Here is a 24,001-nt window from a genome sequence, read left to right as displayed (position 1 = left end):
TTCCGACTTCCATAAATGGTTGTCTTGAATATGCAATTCCAACTCGAGTTTAGGTTGTTCGGAACTCCTGTGGGGTTTGTCCCGTTTCCTTCTTAAAAAAACGGCTAAAATAACCCGCCGATGTAAATCCTAGCGTCTTAGCAATGTCTTGAACTAGCATACGCGGATCGGAAAGCATTTCCTTAGCTTTTTGAACCTTCAACGCCGCGATGTATTCGGTTATTGTTAGGCCTTTCGATTGTTTGAACATTCTTGATAGATAATCGGGATTCAAGTAAACTTGTTCAGCAAGTTTTGTTACCGAAAGGTCCCCATCTAAATGGTCAACGATATATTGAATGATTGTACCTAATACATCCACCCGCATCCTCGAGGACTGTTCTGCGTGATAATGATGAAATAAATTAACGATATGCTGAAGCAAATCAAGCCCTTCCTTGCGAGAATGAAATGAAGAAGGCTGTAAAAGCTTGATAAGATGCGGAGCAGCCGTAGAATCACGGTCTAAACCTATTTTGTTTGCTGATGATAAAATCCGAAGCGCTACCGCGTAATACAACTCCAGGTACCTCATCTCATCTATGGCTTCCCATTCTGTAAATGAGGCAAGTTCAGTGAGAATCACCTGAACCTCATCCTTGCGTCCTGATTCAATATATGTATCTAGCGCATTCGCACGTTTATGGAAGACTTCTATGAAGCCACGCACATCGTCTTCGTATTGCTTCACTTTCGACTGCACATTCTTATCCGTTACAATAATTTGTTTGGCATCAAAATAGCGTGACAAAAAGGCCTTAAGCACGATAAACTGTTTGGCCACATCATTCCATTCGATTGCTCTTTCGGTAAGAGCGAACGAAAACGTGTAGCCAGTGGATTTTTCCACTGTCTGTTGAATCGTTTCTAGTGAGCCGTGCAAGAAAGTCATTAGCCCCTCTAGTGTCTGAAAAGAGTTATCGCGATCTTGAATGAATATAACGTAATACTCCCGACTGTAGCTAACATCCGTAAACTTTAGATAGGGCGATAATAAACGAACGTTGACGGAATGCAGTGCCGTGAATAGGAGATCCTTTTCTGGAAGACGCATCTTCGAGCTGGCCAAATCCACTCTGGCTATTGCCATAGCAATTGGGCTATCCATAGAAAGTCTAATACCTAGCCCTTCCAGCGTTAGCTGATTACACTCTGACTGCGACAACATGCCATCCAACAAGTCAGATAGATAAATGGCTCGATGGTGTGCGACTTGTTCCCTTTGAATTTCGCGTGCTTGCTTAATTAGCATTCCCATCTTCTGTTGTTCGTCAAGCACGGCTATCGATTTGCGAACGACCTCAAGGATCGCCTCGTCACCTTCGGATTTCAAGACATAGTTTTCCGCACCTTGCTTAATTGCATGGTGGATGTAATTAAATTCATCAAAGCCGGTTAAAAATATTAATTTGCACTCCGGCCAACTTTGCTTAACCCGATCACCGAGTTCTAACCCTGACATCTTAGGCATTTTAATATCAGTCAACAGGATGTCGAATCGTTTTTCGGACATGGTTTTTAAGGCTTCCAATGCAGTCGAAGCCTTATATAGCTCAAGTCTGTGTCCTTCCATCTCCAAGAATAATTCATACAAGCCGTCCAGAATCAACTTCTCATCATCCACGATTAGCATTCGATACATCCGCAGTCACCGCTTTCGGATTAATGATTAACTCTATTTTGACGCCGCCTAGTGCGCTTCTGCCAACCTTTATCCCACTCTCTGGGCCATATTTGTAACGGAGCCTTTTGTGGACATTCAGAATACCTGTAATTTCTTGCGTAATCTGTTTATTCTGCTCGTCCATTACGAGAGCAGAAAGCCTTTCTAATCCTTCTTCGCTATTCTCCCCGTTATCTTCGACGACAATTACTAACCTTTCATGTTCCGGTACATCCACAAACGTCACTCTGAGAATGCCGCCTTCCAGAACATTCTCTAATCCATGAACAAATGCATTCTCCACTAATGGCTGAATAATTAGTCGGGGCACTGAATATGGCTTAAGACTTGCCGGTAATTCTTCAAATTCAACGGAAACACGGTCTGAGAATCTTGCTAACTGAAGCATGACGTAGTTACGTGCATGAGCGACTTCATTTTCGAGCGGTACCGTATCTCTCGAATTACGAGTAATGAACTGAAAATATTTAGCCAACTGATTGGTAAAGTTCACAGCTTCATCATCTTTTTCCATCTTAATGAGACGAATGATGCTGAATAGGCAATTATAAAGAAAATGTGGATTGATCTGCGACTGTAATTGTTTCAGCTCTGCATTCTGCAAATGAATTCGCTGGTTGTAAACTTCATCTATCGAGATTTTCAAATTAATCAGCATCTCATTGAAACGTTCATATATATAGCCGAATTCGTCTTCTTTATCATGTCGGATATTCAGCTCTAAATTGCCTTCCTCGATTCGTTTAAATGCTCTTACAAGCTTGACCATAGGTTTATTAATAATTTTGTTGATATAATACAGATATAAGGCGACCATCAGGATGGTCATGCAGAAAAACAACCAGAACCATTTGTAATACTCCGAAATCGTTTTAAACATAGTTGGTTTATATAAGTAATGGTCTACGTATAAGCTGCTATCCATAAGACTCGAATGTGTGAAAATATAGGTTTGATCAAGTTTGGCGGGAGGCTGTCTAACCGTCGCTTGTTTAGATGGCAACGATCGTCCGTAATGTTTCCTAATCGGCTCTTCCAACTTCTCATCATTGATTATGTACATATTTTCAGCATTCGTACCCAATCCCAAAATCAGTGCTCCTGAATAGTCCTTTTTTAACGCCGCTTGAAAACCACGCTGAATCTCGCTCGGACGCAATTCCATTTCAATTATTATGTTTGGGATGGTGTCAAACTCGCTTTCCAATGGATAGGCCACGATGAGCAGTTTATTATTATAACTGATAACATTATAAGGATCATGAAGCTTCGCAACAGGTACGTCCTCATCTTTCAAATACCCATACCCATCGACCGCCGAAATTTCCACTTTAATTCCAGGAAGGTACAGACGAGTGTCAACGATTAATTCGCTGCTATTACGCATGGAGACAAGCTTGGACCGCAAGAAGTGAATCAGTTCTATTCGACGATATGGCTCAAGAATGTCGTATGTATTTACTAACTTATTCAGATAGTTATCATTGAGCATATCGTACTGAAGCGAGTTAAAACGGCTAATCGTATCATTTAGCTCCCTTAAATAATTCTCGGACTGAGTTTCAGCTGAGTCCATAATATCCTGGCGAAGTAGATTAGATGCCCAGCTGTATAAGATGCCGGCAAGGATATATATGGGTATCGTTGCAATAATAAAAGCAATGATTAGCCGCTTGTAAACCGAAGATTGCCAAACTTTTCGTGAAAGCTTCATCTCAGTCTCCTTTCCAACTTACAATGTAATATTTCATTATACCCATCACTTAATATGTGTAACAATGAGACAATTCCGACTTCACTTTCACATTTCCGATATCCGTCTAACCCCCTTACTATTAAAGATTCACGCAAAAAAACTACTGAGAAAACTCAGTAGTCAGGCTGTTGGAAATCCCGCATTTTTATGTCTTCCGCAAGCATACCTACACGGCTGGGCATCGAATTAAACAAAATCTCCAGATCGCCAAGCTCATCATTAGCCGTGTTGCGGATGCTGACATGGAATTAGTCTTGATTGACATCGTACATACGCGTTCCCAGAATGAATGCACCACACGACATTTTTCAGCACCGTCATAATCAAAAAAATGGAACAAAGCAGAAATTTGTCCCTGTAGCTTTCAAGCGCAAGATACCCCGCAGACTAATCCACTTTCACATTAACGAACCGTTACAAACGAAACTAAACGGCCTCAGTCCGATTGAATACAGAACTAAGACCGCTTAATTGATTTTTATTTATTGCTTTGTCTGCTTGACGATATGCAGCTCACTACAAGGGTTGCCTCCTCATCGTTTATAGCTATCCTTGCTCTTTCAACAATACTTCATATTGCTCCTGCCATTCTTGCTTCACTTCAGTCCAGTGCCCACGTTTCTCCAGGGCATCGCGGAAAGCCATCCAGGTTGCTTCGAACTGCTCGTCGCTTTTGGACATGATGAATTTCGCTCTATACTCTTTGCGAATATTTTCGAGCTCAGGCAAATATTTCTCCAGCAGACCGCCGGCCTTCGCTTTAACCAAGTCATAGGTTTGCGTGCTGCGCACAGCGCCCATCTGTCCTACCGCTGCCGTGAATTCCGACGTTTTCTCGTTTCCGACTTTATCGCCTGTGCCGTAATTCCACCACGGATACCAGTCGTTATTGTAGGAAGAAATCATGTAAAGCTCTGGCGTTACTTTCGCTTTTTGCGCAGGCTCGCCAGAATTACGCGCTTTATCATATTCTGCATCAATATAACTCCATCGACCTAGCGGCTGATCGATCCAGCCCCAGTACTTTCCTTCCGGTCCTTCGTTAATGACTTGCTGCTGTTCCGCTCCAGGCTTAAGCGAGTAATCAAGAAACTTCAAAACCGCCTCTAGATTTTTGGAATCTTTGCTAATGTAGACGTCATATCCTGGATACGGATTGATGACTGTGTTCGCGCCAAGCTTCTCGACGCCCTCTACCTTAGGGAATGGAACGACTTGATAGAACCAGCCTGGCTCAGTCGGGCCGTCCAGCGTCTCCCAGATCGAATTATCTACGTTAAAGAAGGAGCCTACGTTCATGGCTACGCGTCCTGCTTTGTTTTTCTCTTTGTAGCGTTCCTTTTTATCGGTTACGACCTCTGGGTCCACCAGATTGGAACGATACATTTTATTCATCCATTGGTAAGCCACTTTATACTGTGGGTCGTCATACAAGAGGACAAGGTCGTCACCCTTCTTCTCTACCGGGATAATACCGCCTCCCGTCGTTACGCCAAACGTGCTCAAAACCGTATTTTCATCGTTCCAGCCTGCCGTATCGTTAGGATCCATTAAGAAGCTAAGCGGAATTAGCGGCTTGCCTGACGCGTCTTTTTGCTCAGCGGCTTTTTTCAAGTACGCTTCAACGCCTTCAATCGTAGCCAAATCCGCCGTGGTCATTCCCGCTTTCTCAAGCACGTCCGTACGGACAAGCCATGTTTGCGATGCCCAGCCCGGCCATGGATTCTCAGGGTTTTGGTCGAACCAGGTTGGAATGGACCAAATATGCCCGTCCGCATCCTTCATTTGATCCAAATATGGCTTAGGAATCGCTGCAAGGTTGGGATATTGATCAGGCATATCGAAATATTGCTCGACTGACATAATTTTATTGGAGCGAATCATCGCTGCTTTCACGATTTCACTGCGGTTGAACACCGCTGCATCTTCGAAGCCGCCCGTATTCAGCTTCAAGTTAAGCGCCGTAACGGCGTCACCTTGCGTAGCTTCAAGCACAACTTCAATGCCTGGCTCCGATTCCTTCCAATTTTTTTGGACGAGACTATCATTATTAACCGTTGCCGACCAGCCCAGCCATAGATTGAATTTCTGTGAACCTTTTGTCGTTTCCGTACCGCCTTGTGCCGCATTCGTGCTTTTCGGATCATTTTTGGATGCGTTCGAACCTGAACATCCTGCGACCACAGAAAGCAATACGACCGCCGACATAGCCATTAAACCGGTCTTCTTTACCCATTTGCTCTGCATGCTTCTTTTCTCCCCTTTTCGCTTGACTAAATAATGGTATGTGATGAAGCCCAATACCCTCAAGTAACAGCGGCTCTTAACCTTTGACGGAGCCGATCAATACGCCCTTCACGAAATACTTCTGAAGGAACGGATACACACATAGAATAGGAATCGCGCTCACCATGACGGTTGCCATTTTGACTGACATGAGTGTCACGTTCTGCATTTGCGACCCTCTGGCTAGTGCTTCCTGATTCGAGTTCGAGCCCAGGATGGCTGACATATCCTGCGCCGACAATAACTGCTGCAGAAACGTTTGTACCGGAATGAGATCCTGCTTGGTGACGTAGAAAGCTCCGGCGAACCAATCATTCCAATGGCCGACTGCGGTGAACAATCCGATTGCAGCAAGCATCGGCTTCGACAGCGGTACGATAATTTGGAGCAGTACGCGGAACGGTCCTGCACCGTCCAGCTCCGCCGATTCGACAAGCGCCTCCGGAATGCCTTGAATGAACTTCAGCATGACAAACATATTCCAAGCCGAGAACATGCCGGGTATGATATAAACCAAGAAGTTGTTAATGAGCCCCAAATTATAAAGCTGAATATAGAGAGGCACAAGTCCTCCGCTGAATAGCATCGTCAGCAAAATATAGCTTAGAATCGATTTGCGGAATGGAACCTTCGTATACGATAAGCCGAATGCCACCATCAGCGTAACCATAAGGCCAGCTATTGTACCTGCAATCGTACGCAATATCGTAATGAGATAAGCGTGCTGAATCACTTCGTTGCCGAGTACGATTTCATAGTTGATCAGCGTGAATGCCCTTGGCAGCAAGTATACGCCGCCCTTCGCTGCGTCGGTTCCCTCATTCAGCGAGATCGCCAGCATGTAGGCGAACGGATACAGCACGGACACACATAGCAGAATCATGAGAACGACAAGGATGCTTTGCGAGACGATTTCTCCCGTTGTACGTTTCATCGGTTACCACAACCCCTCGCCGTTCAATTTTCTTGATACCTGATTCGTGAACACGACTAGAATAAGGCTTATTACGGATGACAGCAGACCGATTGCGGTAGCCATACCGAAGTACCCCTGCTGCAGGCCGGTTCGAAGAACATACGTATCAAGAACGTCCGCCACCTGCATGTTTGCCGGATTCAAGAGCGGATAAATCTGATCCATGCCTACGGTGATCAGGCTTGGAATGCTAAGGATAAGCACGATCGAGACCGTTGGGATCATGCCTGGCAGCGTGACATGCCGAATCTGTGCCCATTTGCCCGCGCCTTCCACCTTGGCCGCTTCATATTGCTGGGGATCGATCGCCGTAATGGCCGCGAGATATAGAATCGTATTCCAGCCCACTTCTTTCCATAAACCGCTGGAGACGATCATTGGCCGGAACCAGCTCTCCGAGCCTAGGAAAAAGATAGGCTCTCCGCCCATTTTCGTAATCAAATCGTTCGCCAAACCGCCGTCTAGCGTAAGAAAGGATTGTAGAATATACGCGACGACGATCCATGAGAAGAAATGAGGCAAGTAGCTGACCGATTGAACAAATCTTTTGAAGCCTGCGCTCACCAATTCATTAATCATAATGGCCAATACGATTGGAGCCGGAAATCCGAATACGAATTTCAATACCGAAATGAACAACGTATTTTTTACGACGATCCAAAACTGAGGCTCTTGCAGAAACGTGAAGTTTTGGAACCCAACCCACGCGCTGTCCCATATCGAGGACCCGATCTGAAAATCGCGGAATGCGATTTGAATGCCCGCCATCGGAACATAGTTAAATAGAAATAAAAGCAAAACCGCCGGTAAAATCATGACATACTGCCAACGATATTTGTATAATTGTGCTAACATGATGTCGCATCCCTCCTTCTGTTACAAATTGTAAGGGGTTACAATCAGTTAAACCATATAACGATGATTGGATTTCCATCGTAATGATTGGTTCTTTGTGCGAGAACAAAAAAACAGGCAGCCATGAGGCACCTGTTAATATCTTCGTTTTTTCAACTAGTGGATTGGCTAATAGTGATTAAAATCTTTGAACGCCTCATCCGATAGCCTAATAAAAACGCGTTATCCCATATGGATAACGCGTTTTTATGTCCAATGAATTTACTTCCAAGTTGACTAAGTACACATTTACTCTCCGTACGCACTTAGACAGCACATATGTTACGACTTCTGATAGCTACGGCGGAAGGCACCAGGTGTCAGCCGTTCCAGCTTCTTAAAGATAGCTCCATAATAGCTGGCAGATTCGAAGCCGACTTGATGAGCAATATCCTGCATCCCGTGCTGCACATTGTCGAGCAGCAGTTCCTTGCTCTTGTTGATCCTTACCTGATTGACATAACTAATAGGGCGAATGCCTGTCGTCTTCTTGAACAAATGGCAGAAGTATTCCGGTGTGACGCACATCAGTCCGGCGAGCGTATGCAAAGCAATCTCTTCGGCATAATGCTGGTCAATATAGTCTAGTACTGGTTTTAACCGCTCATACTGCTGCCCGACGGTATCGCTGCCCTCGACAGAGACGCGCTGAATAATTTCCGTCAATAAGGTATAGAGGATGGCGGAGCAGGCGTAATTGCTTAACGTTTGCTCTTGTGGCGTAAGGGCAGCCTGCAGCAGCTCCCGCATGCGGATTAAAAGGTATTCGGGCGAGGCAAGCGCAAATACGCTTGTTTCTACAATGCCGACTGTTTCAAGCAAGCTCGCTGACCCGCTGCCATCGAAAATAATCCAGTCGACTTCCCAGTTCCCCGACAAAGCATAGTATTCGTGCTTCTGGCCGGGGAACAGCAGCATACCCATGCCTTGCTTGACGATATACTCCGTTTCGCTTAACTTGAGCTTGCCCTCGCCACTGCGGCATTGAATCCACTGATAATCGAGAATACCTCTGTCTCGGCGTATATGCTCCTGTTCATGATGCAGGCCAATGCCAAGCAAATAAAAAGGGAGCAGCTTGTCTCGGGCGGAAAGTACCGGAAAAGCGCGATTGGGATTAGGCATGCAACCAACTCTCCTGTTATCTTAATATTGTTATATCGTATTAATTATTTAAGATTTTCACTCCAGTTAATATATCATATAATCGCAATATATTGATGGACAAAGGAGATTATAGAATGGCGATTAAGATCGGAATTGATTATTATCCAGAGCAATGGACTCCCGAGCTTTGGGAGAAGGATGCTGCGCTTATGCAAGAGACGGGTGTTGCAGTTGTACGATTCGCGGAATTCGCCTGGAGCCGAATGGAGCCTACCGAGGGTGATTATCGGTTTGAATGGTTAGATGCAGCTATAGAAGTGTTCGCCGCACGCGGCATGGAGATCGTATTATGCACACCTACCAATACGCCACCGAACTGGATGACAACTCGTTATCCCGATGTGCTGCCAAGGGATGAGCAACGTCAAATCATCCGGCCGGGTGTGCGTGGACATCGCTGCAACAACAGCTATTCCTTGAGAATGCTGGGCTCCAAATTTGTGGAAGTGATGTCACAGCGCTATGCGAAGCATCCCGCCGTCATTGGCTGGCAAATCGATAACGAGATGCACTATCAAGAATGCCATTGCGACACGTGCAATCGTGCATTTGTCGCTTGGCTGCAGAAGCGTTATTCCAGTCTGGAAGAAATAAACCGGGAGTGGGGCATGGTCGTCTGGAGCGGAGAGTACAGCAGCTGGGCCGAGGTAACGACGCCGCTCGGTACGAGTAAGCCGATGAATCCTTCTTACCTTCTGGAGTACAAGCGGTTTTGCTCGGACAGCGTAGGCTATTTGCTCGGATGGCAGCTTGAAATTATACGCAGCAACTGTCCAGGCCAATTCGTCACGCATAACATGTGGCAATTCCCGAATAGCTTGGACTATTATGATCTTTACAAAGAGCTGGACTTCGCCTCTGTCGATTATTATCCGAATGAGTTGTATCGCGATCATGGCGATCGGTTTCCGAGGAACGGAGCGCTGACGCTGGACTTGGTTCGCGGCATCAAGCGCCGCAATTTCTGGGTAATGGAGCAGCTGAGTGGAGCGCAAGGCGCCTGGATGCCAATTCAGCGCAGCCCTTATCCCGGACTGATCCGAGCTCGTTCCTGGCAGACAATCGCCCGCGGCGCCGATATGGTCGTCCATTTCCGCTGGCGGAGTGCTGCCGTTGGAGCCGAACAGTTCTGGCATGGGCTTATCGACCATAGCAATGTTCCTGGACGCAGGTTCAGGGAGTTCGCGGAGCTTACTCGCGAGGTGAACCAGCTGGGAGAACTGCTTGCAGACTCGACGATCGTTACCCAGGTTGCTATTCTGCATTCGCATGATCAACACACGGCGCTTTCCCTTCAGGCGCAAGCGGAAGGAGGAATGCATTATATAGACAACTTGTCCTCTATGCACAATGCATTTCTGAAAATGGGCGTCGGTACGGACGTTATCAACTGGACCGAGGAGCTCGATGGCTACAAGTTGGTCATTGTCCCATCCCTCTTTCTGTTAAGTGAAGAAGTAGCGCTGCGGCTGGAGCGATTCGCAGCGGGGGGTGGCACGGTCGTCCTCACCAATCGGACAGGCGTGAAGAACATGAGAAATGTATGTGAGATGCTGCCTCTGCCAGGGCTGCTTGCAGAAGCGGCGGGTGTTGTCGTGAGTGAATATGATGCAATCGGCAACAGCGAACATCGAATACGGAACGCCGCGGGACAGACATTCGCTGCGAAGCAATGGTGTGATTTGCTGGAACTGCGAGGAGCAGAACCGATTGCCTGGTATGACAACGACTTTTACGAAGGTGTGCCGGCGGTCACTGTCAATAAGCTTGGTGAAGGTGAAGTGTATTATGTCGGCACTTGGCCGGAGCCATCGTATTTCTATCAGCTGTTCGATGGGATATTGAAGGAAAAAGGCTTGGCTCCTAAGCTCCAGCTGCCGGAAGGTGTCGAGCTCTCAATTCGAACGAAGGGTGAGGAAAGCTTCCTGTTCCTAATCAATTTGACGAATGAGCAACGTGAGGTGACGCTTGACGTTCCCTATCGCAGCTTGTTGACGAGCGAGAGATCAGAGCAGAAAATCACACTGCCCGCTCTGGGAGTAGATATTCTAACTTTATAAAATCAAGTAGCTTGCATCTTGCTAAGGGCTGTCTCACAAAGCTGAATACTTTGAGGGACAGCCCTTTATCGATGTTCAACAGGAGTGTCGATGGTCGCGTGATAAAAATGCAAGCATTTCATTCTTGTATATTCTAGGTACAATATTTCTCTCATCCAAGGAGATTCTGCAACAAGAAAATATCTGACTCCCAGACCATTTCGGCCGTTACATGCAAAATGCCCCTTTTCATAAAATGGGGCATCAGTCAATTGCAAGTTCTCTAGAACATTTAATAGAGTCTTACCCTAGCTTAATTGCTTTAAGTCTGAACGATCCACTTTCATAGTCTTGCTGATGATAAGCAAGGTTTAGTCCTAATTGCATGAGCCTGTCTCCCCCATAGCTTGACTTTTCACCATCGTCACTTGACCAAACTTCGTATTCAAGTTCCGGGTTAAGCCCATCAAGCCGCAAGGTTCTTCGCCTTGCATTCGGCACGGCCATCACTTGGAAATAGTACACAACGGCTTCCTCTTTGTCTTCGGATACAAACATCCAAGCCGATTCGTTACCTTCAAAAGGACTCTTCAATCGATACATATCGCCTTTTTGAACTAAACCACGAATTTGCTTGTAAGTGATGACTTGATTTTTGACGATCTCTTTTTCTTCATCGCTGAATTTGGTTAGATCAAGCTCATATCCAAAGTTTCCAGACATGGCGACGTTCCCTCGAAAATCAAGTGGCGTAATCCGTCCAACTTGGTGGTTAGGAACGGCTGATACATGAGCTCCAATTGCGCTTACAGGGTAAACAAGGCTGGTACCGTATTGTATCTTTAACCTTTCTACAGCATCCGTATTATCACTTGTCCATGTTTGAGGCATGTAGTAGAGCATTCCAGGGTCGAAGCGGCCTCCTCCACTTGAGCAACTCTCAAACAGAATATTCGGATATGCCGTGGTGATGCGTTCCAACAGCTCGTACAATCCTAGAACATAGCGATGGGAAGTCTCCGATTGACGTTCAGAGGGCAGTGAAGCGGAACCCATTTCAGTTAGAGCGCGGTTCATGTCCCATTTCACATAAGAGACAGGCACGCTGGAGAAGATTGCTGAGAGGGAGTCGTAAATGTAATCTCGAACTTCCTTTCGAGTATAATCCAGCACGAGCTGCCACCTTGCTTCGCTGCGCCTGCGTCCAGGAACATGAAGACACCAGTCCGGATGCTCCCGGTAAAGATCGCTGTCCGGCGATATCATCTCGGGTTCAAACCAAAGTCCGAATTTAAGCCCAAGCCGATTAATGCGTTCTGCCACATCCGCAAGTCCGTCTGGCAGTTTTCGGCGATCCTCGTACCAATCACCAAGAGATGAATTATCCGAATCCCTCTTGCCGAACCAACCGTCATCCAAGACGAACAGCTCTATTCCTAGCTTCTCCCCCTCTTCAGCTATTGCTAACAACTTTTCAGCATTAAAATTAAAATAAGTAGCCTCCCAGTTATTGACTAGAATCGGCCGCTCTTTATCCCGAAATTCCCCTCTGCATAACCTTGTCCGGTACAAGCGATGATAAGTACGCGACATCTCGCCCAACCCTTGCTTAGAGTAAGCCATGACGACTTCCGGTGTTTGAAAACTATCACTTGGATTCAATAGCCATGTGAAATCAAAGGAATTCACTCCCATGCTAATTCGCGTAGAGCCGAATGAATCCACTTCAGCTACCGCTTCAAATCCACCGCTGTATACTAAGCTGAAGCCGTAAGCCTCACCATGGTTTTCTGTTGTTTCCGGAGTGACCAACGCGTAAAAGGGGTTTAATTGATGGCTGCTCATGCCTCTCTTGCTATCGATTCGAGTTTCACCTTGATGTAACGCTCTACGGGTTATATTACCTTCTCGAGCCCAGGCTCCGGTGAGATAGATGATTTCTAAGTCCTCTTTATCCGGGAAGTCTACACTTGCACTTAAAGCACGGAGAAGTCGAAGCTTCTTTTCCCCTTCATTACTGAACCGCGCAGAACGGATAATGACATTCCGATCAACAAAAACAGTATAGATAAGGACAACTTTTAGACCCGAATAGGGATCCTTCAACTCCAGCTCCAAAGTCTCTGCTTCGGCTTCATTTTCTACATAAACGGCTGGAAGTCCAGCTAATGAAGGCTTCCCCTTCATGAGCCTATATCCTTCGTACTTTAATTCCGTAATTCGCGTTCCATCCTCAAGCTCTACTTGGTAAGCCGGGTTACGAAAATCCCCGCTCCCGTATTGAGGGTATTCTTGGAATAAGCGATCCAATCCAGCCTTCTCGGGAGTGTGGATCAATAAATCCGCCATGGGTTCCCGATGCTTCAGGTTGCCCCCCCAATATACATGGATAGGATATCCATCCTTAATTTGAATAAGATAACTCATGCCGACCGACTGCAGGTGAAAAAGCCCTGTATTCTCTTGAACAATGATGCCCATAAAACTTCTCCTCTCAACACTACCCTCTTAGAGCAAATGTTTAATGTGTTCTCAAAATAAAATATGGTTTTAAGCTTGTCACTAATTAACAGATGCTTTGTCAACTATACAGGAATAATATATCAATACTTAATATTGCGTACATAGCTTGATGCTCACTAATTATGTTATAATGCTTGGAATTTAATATGAAGGGGATATACCATGATTGAGTATTTGTCACGAAGCAAACAGCACACTGAATTGTATTTAACACAATTTGGCATTGAAGAATGTATTCCGAGTCATTTTTTTGGGCCAGCCATAAGAAGTCATTTTCTTCTTCATTATATTTTGGACGGAGAAGGAATCTTTGAAGTCGACGGAAACAAATACCGGCTTCAGAAGGGTCAGGGGTTTCTTATATGCCCAGCTGCCATTACTTATTATCAAGCCGATTCCAAAAGCCCTTGGTCATATTGCTGGTTTGGTTTTGACGGAACACTGGCAGAATTGCTCCTCAAGCAAGCAGGATTAACGAGGGGATGCCCAATACTCAACTGTGGTAAAGACGATATGATTTATAAATATTTGAAGTTAATGGCCGAGTCCAATGGAAATCATAAAACGAGAGAAACCAGACTGACCGGTTTGCTTTACTTATTATTGTCCCTACTTGCAGAATATGGACCGGTAACGGCAATTGAGCAACAGGAAAGTCGCGCGGAAATTTACGTAGAAAAGGTGAAGGAAATCGTCGAAACTACCTTTGCTCAGAAAATTACCATTGAGGACATTGCCCGCATAATCGGACTCAATCGAAGCTATCTTTGTTCGTTATTCAAACAACAAATGAATGCTAGTATCCAAGAATACTTAATTCGTATTAGGGTCCAAAAAGCATGTGAAATGATGGGGAACGTTGAGCTGACGATAGGTGATATCTCCCGCTCCGTCGGCTACAATGACCCTTTGCTCTTCTCCAAAATGTTTAAAAAGATTAAAGGAGCTTCCCCTAAACATTATCGTGCAGAAACCCATTGATCATCCATCCGTATGCCTTTACTAAGATTCTAAAAGTGTCCAGATCATTATAAAATCATTTTTTTCCTCTACCAACCAAAATCGAAATTCGAACCCGGCAGGGCCTTACCGAGCCCTACCGCCATACGTTAATCCCGCAGCGGATAGTTTTGAAGATCCGGCAGCTCGTCCTTCGTTACGGAGAAGGGGTGATGGTAAAATTTATTGAGCTGGTCGAGCTCCGTATACTTCTCTGCATATACTCTGCGGCCATCCACCGTATCGTAGACAAAAGTGCCGTACCACGTGCAATTCCATCCCCAAAGGGCTTGATCCCGTAGCATGAGATCAGGGTCTGGAATGGACCCGTTTTCGGATAAAGCAATTATTTTGTTCATCGCCGTATAAGAGAGAGCCGTTTGAAAACGGTCGAGCTGCGACTCGTAATTTCGATCAGGTGGATATATATCTTCACCAATAATGTCGACGTAGTCATCCCCCGGATACCAATCCGCATGCTGGCCGTTCCACACCCAAATTAAATGGTTCAGCTTATGCATATTCGTCATTCGCTCATACATTAGCTTCCACAGCCGCACGCATGGGTCAGCCCCTTTCGCCCCCCACCAAAACCAGCCTCCCGATGCCTCATGCAGCGGTCTCCACAGTACCGGCACCCCTGCATCCTGGAGCCTTTGCAGCTGGATGGAAATGGCATCAATATCTCTAATAAGCAGCATATAATCCTCAGAATCTTCATCAGCCATCGCCTTCTGAATGTCAAACGTCGTTGCTTTCGTATAAAAGCCGCTTCCCCATGTTCTGTCCGGCGGCAAATCAATTAAATTCTTCGGCGCATTCCAATGCCAGCAAAAGGTGACGATGCCTCCGCTTTGCCACCAATCAATGGCGATATCTGTATCGGAGCATTCTGCCCCGCGCTCTGTGCGCGAGGGTGAATAATTCATGAAATCAAAACCGTATACGGCTGGATATTTACCAGTCACTTCATGCAGGATTTCAAGCTCCGGTGTGGACACTACCCCAATTTGCTGGCCGGTCAGTATGCGGGTTCCATAAATGTCGCATAAATACGACATCAGCCTTTTGGTATTTTCATCAGCATTCGGATTTACAAGGTTAGGCTGTACATTAAAACGAGGTTTTTTTTCTGCATTCAACATTTCTGGTTTCTCACCTTTCTCGTTGTCTTCTGTTTATGTTTATCATTTTATGCACAGCAAGTGATGCGCTAACCGATGATGCCGCTGCGCTCGACACTCTCAACAAAATAACGCTGAACGACCAAATACAGGATGATGAGCGGAATAATGGCGAGCAAAATACCCGTGTCAATAATCATCGCCACATGGTTAGGATCGGCCTTAACGTTGGCGCCGCCTATGACACCCATCAATCCTGGAATCAATGCATTTGCTTGGGCGGATAATGTCGATATTTTAATCGGCATAAGAGCAGATTCACTCATAAATAAGGAAGTGAAAAAGGTATCGTTATATTGCCAAACGAAGCAAAACAATACGACCGTAATTATCGGCGGCACTGCGTTTGGCAGCATGATTTTTATAAATGTTTTCACGCCGCCGGCACCGTCGATCAATGCGGCTTCCTCGATTTCCTTTGGCATCCCTTTAAAAAACTGGCGGAAAATATAAATGAACAATCCAGCTTTCAGTCCGATCGCAGTCGCCGAAGTAATGATCGAAGGCCAATATGTATTCAGCAAATTAACGCCTTGCTTGCCAGTAAATAAATGAAGCACGCCAAGAATGTCAAAGCTTCTAAAATGAAGATACATCGGTACCATCAGCGTGCTTGTCGGAACAAGAATCGTCAGGATGACCAAAGCAAACAATAAGTTGCTGCCCGGGAAGGAGAAACGGGCGAAGCCGTACCCTGCCAATGCGCAGGAAGCGGTGGTTAGTAGTGTGGTTACGATGACGAATACCAAAGTATTCCCGAGAAGCGGAAAGTAGTTCAGAATTTCCATGGCCATCTTCATGTTGTCGAGTGTAAAGTTGACGGGTACCATGTAAATCGTTGGGTTGTAAATATCGATTTTGTCTTTGAAAGCTACAGAAAACTTCATGAGCAGTGGGTAAATAATGATGAACGATATACCAATAACAAGCGCATATCGAAAAATGGCGTATAAGGTATCGATCGTCTTATTTTTTATTTTCAGCAGCCGATATTTATTGTCCTCGGTGCGAACAGCTTGTGATGCCTCCATATGCAGCTTCCTCCTTTGCTTTTAACTCAATTGTAATGTACTCTTCTCGATAGCAGCACGCCGATTATGACCAAAATGACGCTTATGATTATCGTATATATCCAAGACATTGCAGCACTGAGCCCGAAATTTTGCGTCGTGAACGCTGTGGAGAAAATCATATCGGTCACTGCGCTGCCCGTAAATGAATCAATAATCGTATAGATGACATTCGTCAGGATTAGCGGACTAACTAACGGGAATGTAATTTTCCAAAACGATTCGTATGCCGTTGCCCCTTCCATCTTGGCAACCTCATACATCGCTCCTGGAACAGATTGCAGAGCAGCTAGGAAAATAAGAATTTGAACGCCCGAGCTCGTAATAATGTCATATATTCTTGTAATGGCTTGAACAATATAATCAACGAAAGAAAGCGGCAGCCCGATATCGCTAAGGATCATGACCATGGACATGATATTGTACGTAGAAGAGGTCTCGCCCATTTCATTGACGACGGTTGAATCGCCTACCAAATTGATTAATCCCGCCGTCTCGGCTGCCGATATCGCATTGGAAGCGAGTATCACCGGCAGAAAAAATATGGCTCGCGCGAGTACTCTGCCCCGGAACTTCTGATTTAGAAGCGTAGCTGAGAAAAGGCTGAAAAATAAAATCATCGGCACGTTTAGCACCATTTCCGAAACCGATTGCGTCAATATCCGATTAAAGGTAGCATCCACGAACAAGGCTTCTTTAAAGTTGGCCCACCCAACCGGCTCCAGCATAAACCCGCTTGGATTTACCGTTAATTTGCTGAAGCTAAATCGGATGGATTGGAACAGCGGCGTCGCGAACATGAATACGAACCCAAGCAACCATGGGAATATAAATGCCAAACCTAGAAGTGAGCGCTTATGCCGTAAAGCTAGCTTATATCCGTTCATGAACGTTCACTCCCTACCCAATAGTTTTGAGCTTCGACCGTATTGCCATTAACGATGGCTTTTTTGTCGGTGTAATTAATGATAATCGATTGCCCATTGCTGTATTGCACCTCAACCACGCCTTCTTGATGGCGAATATGGTTTACCATTTGTACGGCTTCTACTCCGGAGAGGACGTCATTCACTTCCTTGTACATCGACACCGCTTGCTCGTACCAATCTTTGTAATAGGTAGAGAACATCCTATCAAAATGAGTGAATTTCAATTTCGAAGACGATTCATAACTCCATGCAAAATGCGGTGCCGAGCCAAGCTCTATAGACCGCAGCAGCTGACGCTGCAAATCCTGTTCGTCATCCAGATTAACCGCAGCTCCGGAATAGTCCAAATAACCGTGAATGACCATTTGGTAAAAAGGAACTTCCTCATCCGTTATGACGAACCCGCTCGATCCCGTCGGCACATGAATCAAATGATCTGCAAATGGCCAAGCATAAGCATTACCTCCGGAAAGCATCACCTGATCAACACGCTCTTCGATGTTTCCAAGCTGTTCCTCCACGATTTTTTTGGCCGTTTCGCGTTGAATCACTCTGCTTGAGCGATAATCAGAGCTTAGCAAGCTGCCAAGGTCGCGAAGCGCTAATCCTTGCATGCCAAACGATTCATACTTATTCATAAAAGTATTTACGTAATAAGGAAGCTTTGCCGGCGATAACAAATAGTAAGAGCCCAGCATCATGTCCATTCGGCTCAGCGCCCTATTGAATGGATATAGCTCCGCTTCTTCGCGCGTAACGAATCTTGAAGCATCGGAGGAAGGCGCAAACCCGCCGTCATCATGATAAATTTGTTGGAAAGCGACATCCGGGAACAACATCCCGCCTGACTGATCCAGCTGCTTCGATAAATCAATGAAATCCGATTTGCTCCCAAGCTCGCGGTCTACGTTCAGCTTAACAGGCGTTTGATGATTGACGCCGTTGCCGAACCAGCCTGTATACCGCATCATCAGCCGATCGATTCCGTCAGCTTTCAATTGCTCAGCCATTTGCGAGGCTTGCTCAAAGGAGGTCATCGAAATGACGGAACTGTAAGGAACGCCAAGAAACGACTTTCTTTTGTCGACGGCTCCGAGAATATCCAGATAAAAAGGAATTTTTTGATCTTCCTTTATTGGCTGGAGCTTCTCCTCTTCAACGAGCCTGTCACGGTAAAGCTCTGCCATTCCCGAATAGCTCGCCTTGACACCAGAGAGAAAACTATAGCGGATTTGAATATCGCCCTTATAAATTTCTTCATTCAGAAGTTGGATCTCTTGGATGGTAGAACCCGTATAAAGTTCCAGCTCGTCCTCACCGCGCAGCGAATAGCTGCTATGAATATAATTGTAGGAATTTTTTTTGCCGCTAATATCTGCCGATATGCTGGCGACCGCATCGCCTTCCTCAATAACGGCAAACCATGCTGCGCTGCCTGCCTTCATTCCGAACACAGGCATTCGGGCGCTCTCGCTCACTTGGCCGCGCCTGAAACTGTTATCGTTCGGATCAAAGCCATACACCTTCTGCACGTATTGCTCTTCCTTCACTTTACCGTTGTTCAAATGAATCAGACTGCCCGTTCCGTCCGGCACGAACATGTAGCCTTCATTCTCATTATCCGCCGCTCCAAAAAAGTTAAGCAGTTCTATGCTGCGAATTTGATATTCGCCGCTTTCTTTTACTTGATTGACCGGAACGGATGCAACCAATGAACCGCCGTCAATACGGTATTCTAAAGGAATAACGAAATTTGGCTTGGACGATCCGCCTGCGCTTGCCCCTCCATTTTCCTGATTGTCAAAAGCAAGATCTTCCTCGGTATAGCCCGCCTTCGCAAAAGCAGCCGTCATTTTGTTAAGCACGAGCTGCATGGACACCTGCGCGTCCAGACGTTCTAAAATATCCGGATTATCCTCTTTCGGATAATAGCGAAGCCCGACATATTTGGCCGTTGTTTTATCAAGTTTGGAGAGTACCTTCTCTTCCATTCTGGCTTTGCTTATATATTTCGGCAAAGCATCTACGCCGATTGAAGTATCGCCAATCGTATACGTAATACGAATCCCGTTCTCGATGCTTTCGGCCGTAAACTGCTTATTCCCGATGCTTTGTGAGAAGTTGGTGAAGGTATCCAATGTGCCAACCGCGTCACGGAATAAAACAGTTACCTGTGATGATAATATCTCTTTCTCAAAGCCTGAAGCGATAGTATCCTTACTCCGATTAGGCGGATTGCTATACCAAACCTGGCCTTGCTGCTTATCCCTTACGGCTACCTCCGTCGTTTCGGCGTTATAATACAACGATAATTCAGAGTTGTCCGCCACAAGCTTCATTCCCGGTAATCCTTGTGATGAATCCGGCAATGCCTTTATCGCGCTTCCTGTCTCTAATTCGGTTGTCACTTTCATATAAGCGGCTGCTTCAACGGCTTTAACTCCACGACTCGCAAACCATATGGCGGAGATGACGGCAATGCAAATGGCTGCGGTACAGGCCAACACCGCAACCAGCATTTTACGATTTTTCACGGATGCGGCCTCCTTTACGTACGGAAAATGAGTTCTCGATAAATGTTAATGAAAAAATCCGCCATTTGCTGGAGCATGCTTAACACCAGCGTACCTAGAAATACGATGATTCCCATGACAATGACAGTCAGCGCCATCGTTATAATCGTTTTAAAAGCTGAATATTGATGCACGGTCATCGTCCCCACAAAAAGCAGCACTAGAAACCATATGGTTGATAACGTCATCATCAAATAATAAAAAGCCGTTTCTTCCTTAACCATAAAACGGCTGGCAATTGTCATAGGTACGTATATAATCACGAGTGGAATTAACGCATACCCTGTTGCCATCAAAATTTCCTTAAACTTTCCTTCTCCATCCATCAATGTGGTTATCGCCCAATTGGATATGCACCACAGAAAGAATGGAAATACGATCGTTACCAGCTGCGTCAAGCTATTCAAATAACGCGGATCGTTATAGTTGACGAGAAACCCAGCAAACTGATTTCTCAAAATAACGGCAATGATAACAAGCAGCAAAAAAGTCATGGCAACCTTTACTTTTCCTTTGCTGTCATACTTCATATCCCAAAAGCCGTCGAACGGATGGACGATGACATGCAGCGGAAACGTGATGAAATCCTGCTTCATAGCGTTTTGCCCTCCTTAAGGGTTTGCGAAGCGAAATTCGAAATCGTAAGCTTCCTCTTTTGCCTGCGAAAGTTTACCAATCTGAACGCCAGCCATACTGCTGCTAAGACCAACAGTACGGTCAGGAATGTTCCAAAATGCTCCTTCATAACTTCCCTGCGATACCTTTTGTACGCAACAGAATAACTGTCCCGATCCATGCCGAGCTTGAAATATTTCAGCGCCTCTCCGTTCTTCTTATCCATTAGCAGAGATTTGCCTATGCCTATATAGGCAATATCATAGTTGCTGTTTAATCGCAGAACCTCTTGCCAAATCGGTACTGCCTGCTTATCTTCGCCATTATAGTGCAGCTTCACAGCCTTATTTACGCTGGAACCAAACTTCGTCGGTTCAAAGACAACGATATTGCTTTTGCCGCGATCAAGTACAAGCTGATTTTCGCCCAAATGCTCGACAGCTACCGGAATTTTAAAGGTACCTTTCTGATTTCCTTTACCTCCGTATACATAGAGCAAATCGCCCTCGTCATTATAGGTGAAGACTTTACCTTGATTAGCGTCAAGAACGCTGTACATGCCGTTCCCAATCACCTTTACATCGATCAACTTCGATGGGCCTACGGCAATACGGTAGCGAATATCGCCAACGACATCGAAGTAGCCAAACCGCTTCAGCACGTCTTCACCTGAAGGGTTAAGCCTTTTAACCGGTTCCTTGGAATCAGGATCAATATTTGTTGCGTACACAAAACCTTTTGCATCAATGTCAATATTCGAAAATTCTGTTGGGATGAACAGCACCATTTGCGCTTTCTGCGCTTTGGTCGAAAGCAAGCGCCAAAATACTTCCGTATAGTCGCGCTGAACTTTATTTGTACCGACATAGCCGATAAATTGGCCTTTTTCATCGAACTGCATAATGCCTTCGTAAATGCCTTTGGCTACGACGTAGATCCTTTTGGCTCGGTCGACCGTCACCTTTAACGGGATGAATTTAAAATCCTTCGGTAAAACATCGGACGCAGGCTGCTCAATGGTTTTTATCAGATTTCCATCTTTCGAAAGCACGACTATTCGGCCATTATCCGTATCTGCAATATAAAGATTTTCCTCTTCATCAACAAACAGCCCCGATGGATTTTTAAAAGCTACCGTTTCCCCGTCTTTCTCGTACCCGTTAAACAAGTGCTGAAGCTTCCACTGGTCGTTTAAGCTGACGATGCGAGCGTTGCCGCTGTCAACGACATAGATCATGCCGCTTGAAGAGACAACCATATCGCTTGGCTCCACAAAGTCGCCTATGCCAATGTCTGCTCCGGAAATCGAAAGTTTAGGTACATATGCCGCAGGAGCCGGAACCGCTTCTTCCCAAAAGTTATAATTGTAGCTCTCGTATGGCGTCGACGCAGCGGACGCCGGTGAAGGCGCAGCTTGAATGAGCAATAGGGAAGCCGCCGCGAAGACGAGAAACCATTTTTTCGCTGACATGTGCGTTTCCCCCTTTAATCTTTCATTCCAGAAGTAGCCATCGTTTCGATGATTCTGCTTTGCGAGAAAACAAACAGCGTAATTGGAACGCTCATTAGAATAAGCGCTACCGCTGCTGCTGCTCCTGCACGGGCAATGCCTCCAGCTACAACCTGGTTAGCGGCAAAGTGGAGCGACTTAAGCTGCTCGCTGTAAATGAAACCATTGCCATCGCTGCCCCAAAGGATCTGGAACAGCAAAATAATAAGCGTCAACCATGCCGGTTTTACATTTGGCATGACAATGGTCCAGAAAATGCGGTATTCGCTCGCTCCGTCGATCTTAGCCGCTTCAAGCAGCACATCGGGAATTTGTTCCATAAATTGCTTCATTAAATACAGACCAAGTGAATAAGCGAATGCGGGTATGATGACTGCCCAATAGGTGTCAATCAGACCTAACCACGACATAATCATATAGTTTGGTATAGCAGTAACTGCTGGCGTAAACATCAGTGATAGAACTACGATGCTGAACATAAAGCTTTTACCTGGAAACTTATGCTTGGCAAGCGGATAAGCGGCAGCCGATGCAAGCAGGACATGACCGATTATTCCTATTCCCGTTATAAAAAAGGTGTTGAAAATGTACCGCGAGAACGGAACCCAGGAATTGCCCAACAACCCGAATAAGTCAATGAAATTATTCATAGTCGGATTGCGGACAAATAGTGTTGGAGGGAACATAAAAATTTCATCCAAAGGTTTGAACGCATTGTTGACCGCATAGATAAGCGGCACGACCATAAATGCTCCAAACGCAGTCAGTAAAACGAATAACGAGAAGCTGCCCCAAAACGATCGATTGACCCGTTTTCTCGGGATTCGAAAAGTGAAGTTCATGTACTCATTCACCTACCCTGCGAAGAAGTTTTTGAACGATGAGATTCGACCCCACCATAATCATGAATAAGACAGATGCGATGGCAGAAGCGTAACCCATCTCAAAACGGGTAGTTCCGAAATCGATCAAATGAGTAACAATCGTTTCGGCCGCGTAGTTCACGCTAGGAAAACCTGCGAGAGCTATTGAAACGTCTGCAACCGCAAAGGCGGTCGTAATCTGAATGACAGCTCCGAACATGAGCTGCGGACGCATCGAAGGCAATGTGATGAACCAAAGCTCTTGCCAACGGTTTCTAACGCCGTCTACAGCCCCCGCCTCGTACAACGTTCTATCGACCGTTTGCAGTCCGGCAATAAAAGCAAGGAAGCCTGTTCCTAAGCTGAGCCACAGTTGGACGAGGATAATGATCGGCAATATATAATCCTCGGTTTTCAGCCACTGCAGCGGCTCTAGGATAAAGCCAAATTTGAGCAAAATTCCGTTCGCAATGCCATAACGGTCACCGGAGAAGATCATGAGCCATATGAAATAGACGTTCCCCGAAATGGACGGCGCATAAAATACTAGCGTCATGACCGCTCTGAGCTTCGGTGACAGTTCATTAATAATCCATGCAAAAACAAAACAAGCGATATAACTAATAGGGCCGGTAATGACGGCGAACAGCAGCGTGTTCTTCACTGCAATGAGAAACACGTCATCGTCTAAAAATAATCGCGTATAATTTTGCCATCCTACAAATCTTGGAAACTCGAGCATATTGAAGTATGTAAAGCTAAGTACGACCGACACCAAAACCGGAAGCACGGTAAACAAGGCGAACAACACCATATACGGCGCCAGCAAAACATAGGAATGCTTATTGGCTTTCACTTCCCGCAACTTCAGGTTCCACCAATTTTGCATGCTTG

17 protein-coding genes are annotated in these 24,001 nt (G+C 45.6%); 2 read left to right on the top strand and 15 right to left on the bottom strand.

Going from position 1 to position 24,001, the window contains the following annotated elements:
* Positions 1-49 precede the first annotated feature (49 nt).
* The 6 genes from AC0YN3_RS10650 to AC0YN3_RS10625 all read right to left on the bottom strand — a co-directional run bounded on the left by AC0YN3_RS10650 (position 50) and on the right by AC0YN3_RS10625 (position 8,760).
* Entirely contained in the window at positions 50-1,672 is a 1,623-nt protein-coding gene (locus AC0YN3_RS10650) for a response regulator (protein ID WP_475775031.1), read from the bottom strand.
* Complete coding sequence (locus AC0YN3_RS10645) at positions 1,656-3,437, bottom strand: sensor histidine kinase (RefSeq protein WP_183570789.1); 1,782 nt, start codon at positions 3,435-3,437, stop codon at positions 1,656-1,658. Before AC0YN3_RS10645 ends, AC0YN3_RS10650 begins: the two co-directional genes overlap by 17 nt.
* Positions 3,438-4,025: 588 nt before the next feature.
* Complete coding sequence (locus AC0YN3_RS10640; protein ID WP_475775030.1) at positions 4,026-5,726, bottom strand: type 2 periplasmic-binding domain-containing protein; 1,701 nt, start codon at positions 5,724-5,726, stop codon at positions 4,026-4,028.
* Positions 5,727-5,802: 76 nt separating this feature from the next.
* Positions 5,803-6,699 carry a carbohydrate ABC transporter permease gene (locus AC0YN3_RS10635; protein WP_475775029.1) on the bottom strand — a complete coding sequence of 299 codons (897 nt, stop codon included), beginning with the start codon at positions 6,697-6,699 and terminating at the stop codon, positions 5,803-5,805.
* A gap of 3 nt (positions 6,700-6,702) precedes the next feature.
* Complete coding sequence (locus AC0YN3_RS10630) at positions 6,703-7,596, bottom strand: ABC transporter permease (protein ID WP_475775028.1); 894 nt, start codon at positions 7,594-7,596, stop codon at positions 6,703-6,705.
* Positions 7,597-7,917: 321 nt separating this feature from the next.
* Complete coding sequence (locus AC0YN3_RS10625; protein ID WP_475775027.1) at positions 7,918-8,760, bottom strand: AraC family transcriptional regulator; 843 nt, start codon at positions 8,758-8,760, stop codon at positions 7,918-7,920.
* Positions 8,761-8,876: 116 nt separating this feature from the next.
* On the opposite strand from AC0YN3_RS10625, the gene AC0YN3_RS10620 reads away from it, so the two are divergent.
* Entirely contained in the window at positions 8,877-10,862 is a 1,986-nt protein-coding gene (locus AC0YN3_RS10620; RefSeq protein ID WP_475775026.1) for a beta-galactosidase, read from the top strand.
* Between the two features lie 282 nt (positions 10,863-11,144).
* Here AC0YN3_RS10620 and AC0YN3_RS10615 read toward each other — a convergent pair whose 3' ends face one another.
* The gene (locus tag AC0YN3_RS10615; protein ID WP_475775025.1) at positions 11,145-13,322 is read right to left on the bottom strand and encodes an alpha-galactosidase; all 2,178 of its coding nucleotides are present in this window, start codon (positions 13,320-13,322) and stop codon (positions 11,145-11,147) included.
* A gap of 204 nt (positions 13,323-13,526) precedes the next feature.
* Here AC0YN3_RS10615 and AC0YN3_RS10610 point away from each other — a divergent pair, with 204 nt between their 5' ends.
* Complete coding sequence (locus tag AC0YN3_RS10610; RefSeq protein WP_475775024.1) at positions 13,527-14,345, top strand: AraC family transcriptional regulator; 819 nt, start codon at positions 13,527-13,529, stop codon at positions 14,343-14,345.
* A 128-nt stretch (positions 14,346-14,473) separates the two neighbouring features.
* Here the strand turns inward: AC0YN3_RS10610 and AC0YN3_RS10605 are convergent, their stop codons facing one another.
* From AC0YN3_RS10605 to AC0YN3_RS10570, 8 genes are all read right to left on the bottom strand, one after another.
* A complete protein-coding gene (locus AC0YN3_RS10605; protein ID WP_475775023.1) occupies positions 14,474-15,508 on the bottom strand; it encodes a glycosyl hydrolase in 1,035 nt (344 codons plus the stop codon).
* A 68-nt stretch (positions 15,509-15,576) separates the two neighbouring features.
* The gene (locus AC0YN3_RS10600) at positions 15,577-16,578 is read right to left on the bottom strand and encodes a carbohydrate ABC transporter permease (RefSeq protein ID WP_475775022.1); all 1,002 of its coding nucleotides are present in this window, start codon (positions 16,576-16,578) and stop codon (positions 15,577-15,579) included.
* 26 nt (positions 16,579-16,604) lie between these two features.
* A complete protein-coding gene (locus AC0YN3_RS10595) occupies positions 16,605-17,504 on the bottom strand; it encodes a carbohydrate ABC transporter permease (RefSeq protein ID WP_475775021.1) in 900 nt (299 codons plus the stop codon).
* A complete protein-coding gene (locus tag AC0YN3_RS10590) occupies positions 17,501-20,080 on the bottom strand; it encodes a DUF5696 domain-containing protein (protein WP_475775020.1) in 2,580 nt (859 codons plus the stop codon). Before AC0YN3_RS10590 ends, AC0YN3_RS10595 begins: the two co-directional genes overlap by 4 nt.
* Before the next feature lie 14 nt (positions 20,081-20,094).
* Positions 20,095-20,715: a Yip1 family protein gene (locus tag AC0YN3_RS10585; RefSeq protein WP_475775019.1), complete on the bottom strand. Its 621-nt coding sequence runs from the start codon at positions 20,713-20,715 to the stop codon at positions 20,095-20,097.
* Complete coding sequence (locus AC0YN3_RS10580) at positions 20,712-22,205, bottom strand: gluconolactonase (RefSeq protein WP_475775018.1); 1,494 nt, start codon at positions 22,203-22,205, stop codon at positions 20,712-20,714. The genes AC0YN3_RS10585 and AC0YN3_RS10580 overlap by 4 nt, the downstream gene beginning before the upstream one ends.
* 14 nt (positions 22,206-22,219) lie before the next feature.
* Entirely contained in the window at positions 22,220-23,086 is an 867-nt protein-coding gene (locus tag AC0YN3_RS10575; RefSeq protein WP_475775017.1) for a carbohydrate ABC transporter permease, read from the bottom strand.
* A gap of 4 nt (positions 23,087-23,090) precedes the next feature.
* Positions 23,091-23,996, bottom strand: coding sequence for a carbohydrate ABC transporter permease (locus AC0YN3_RS10570; protein ID WP_312891140.1), 906 nt, complete (start codon positions 23,994-23,996; stop codon positions 23,091-23,093).
* Positions 23,997-24,001: the final 5 nt, after the last annotated feature.

It is taken from the genome of Paenibacillus sp. J22R232, from assembly GCF_056269165.1.
Note: the sequence above shows the minus strand (reverse complement) of the source record. Positions and strands in the feature narration are given on the sequence as shown.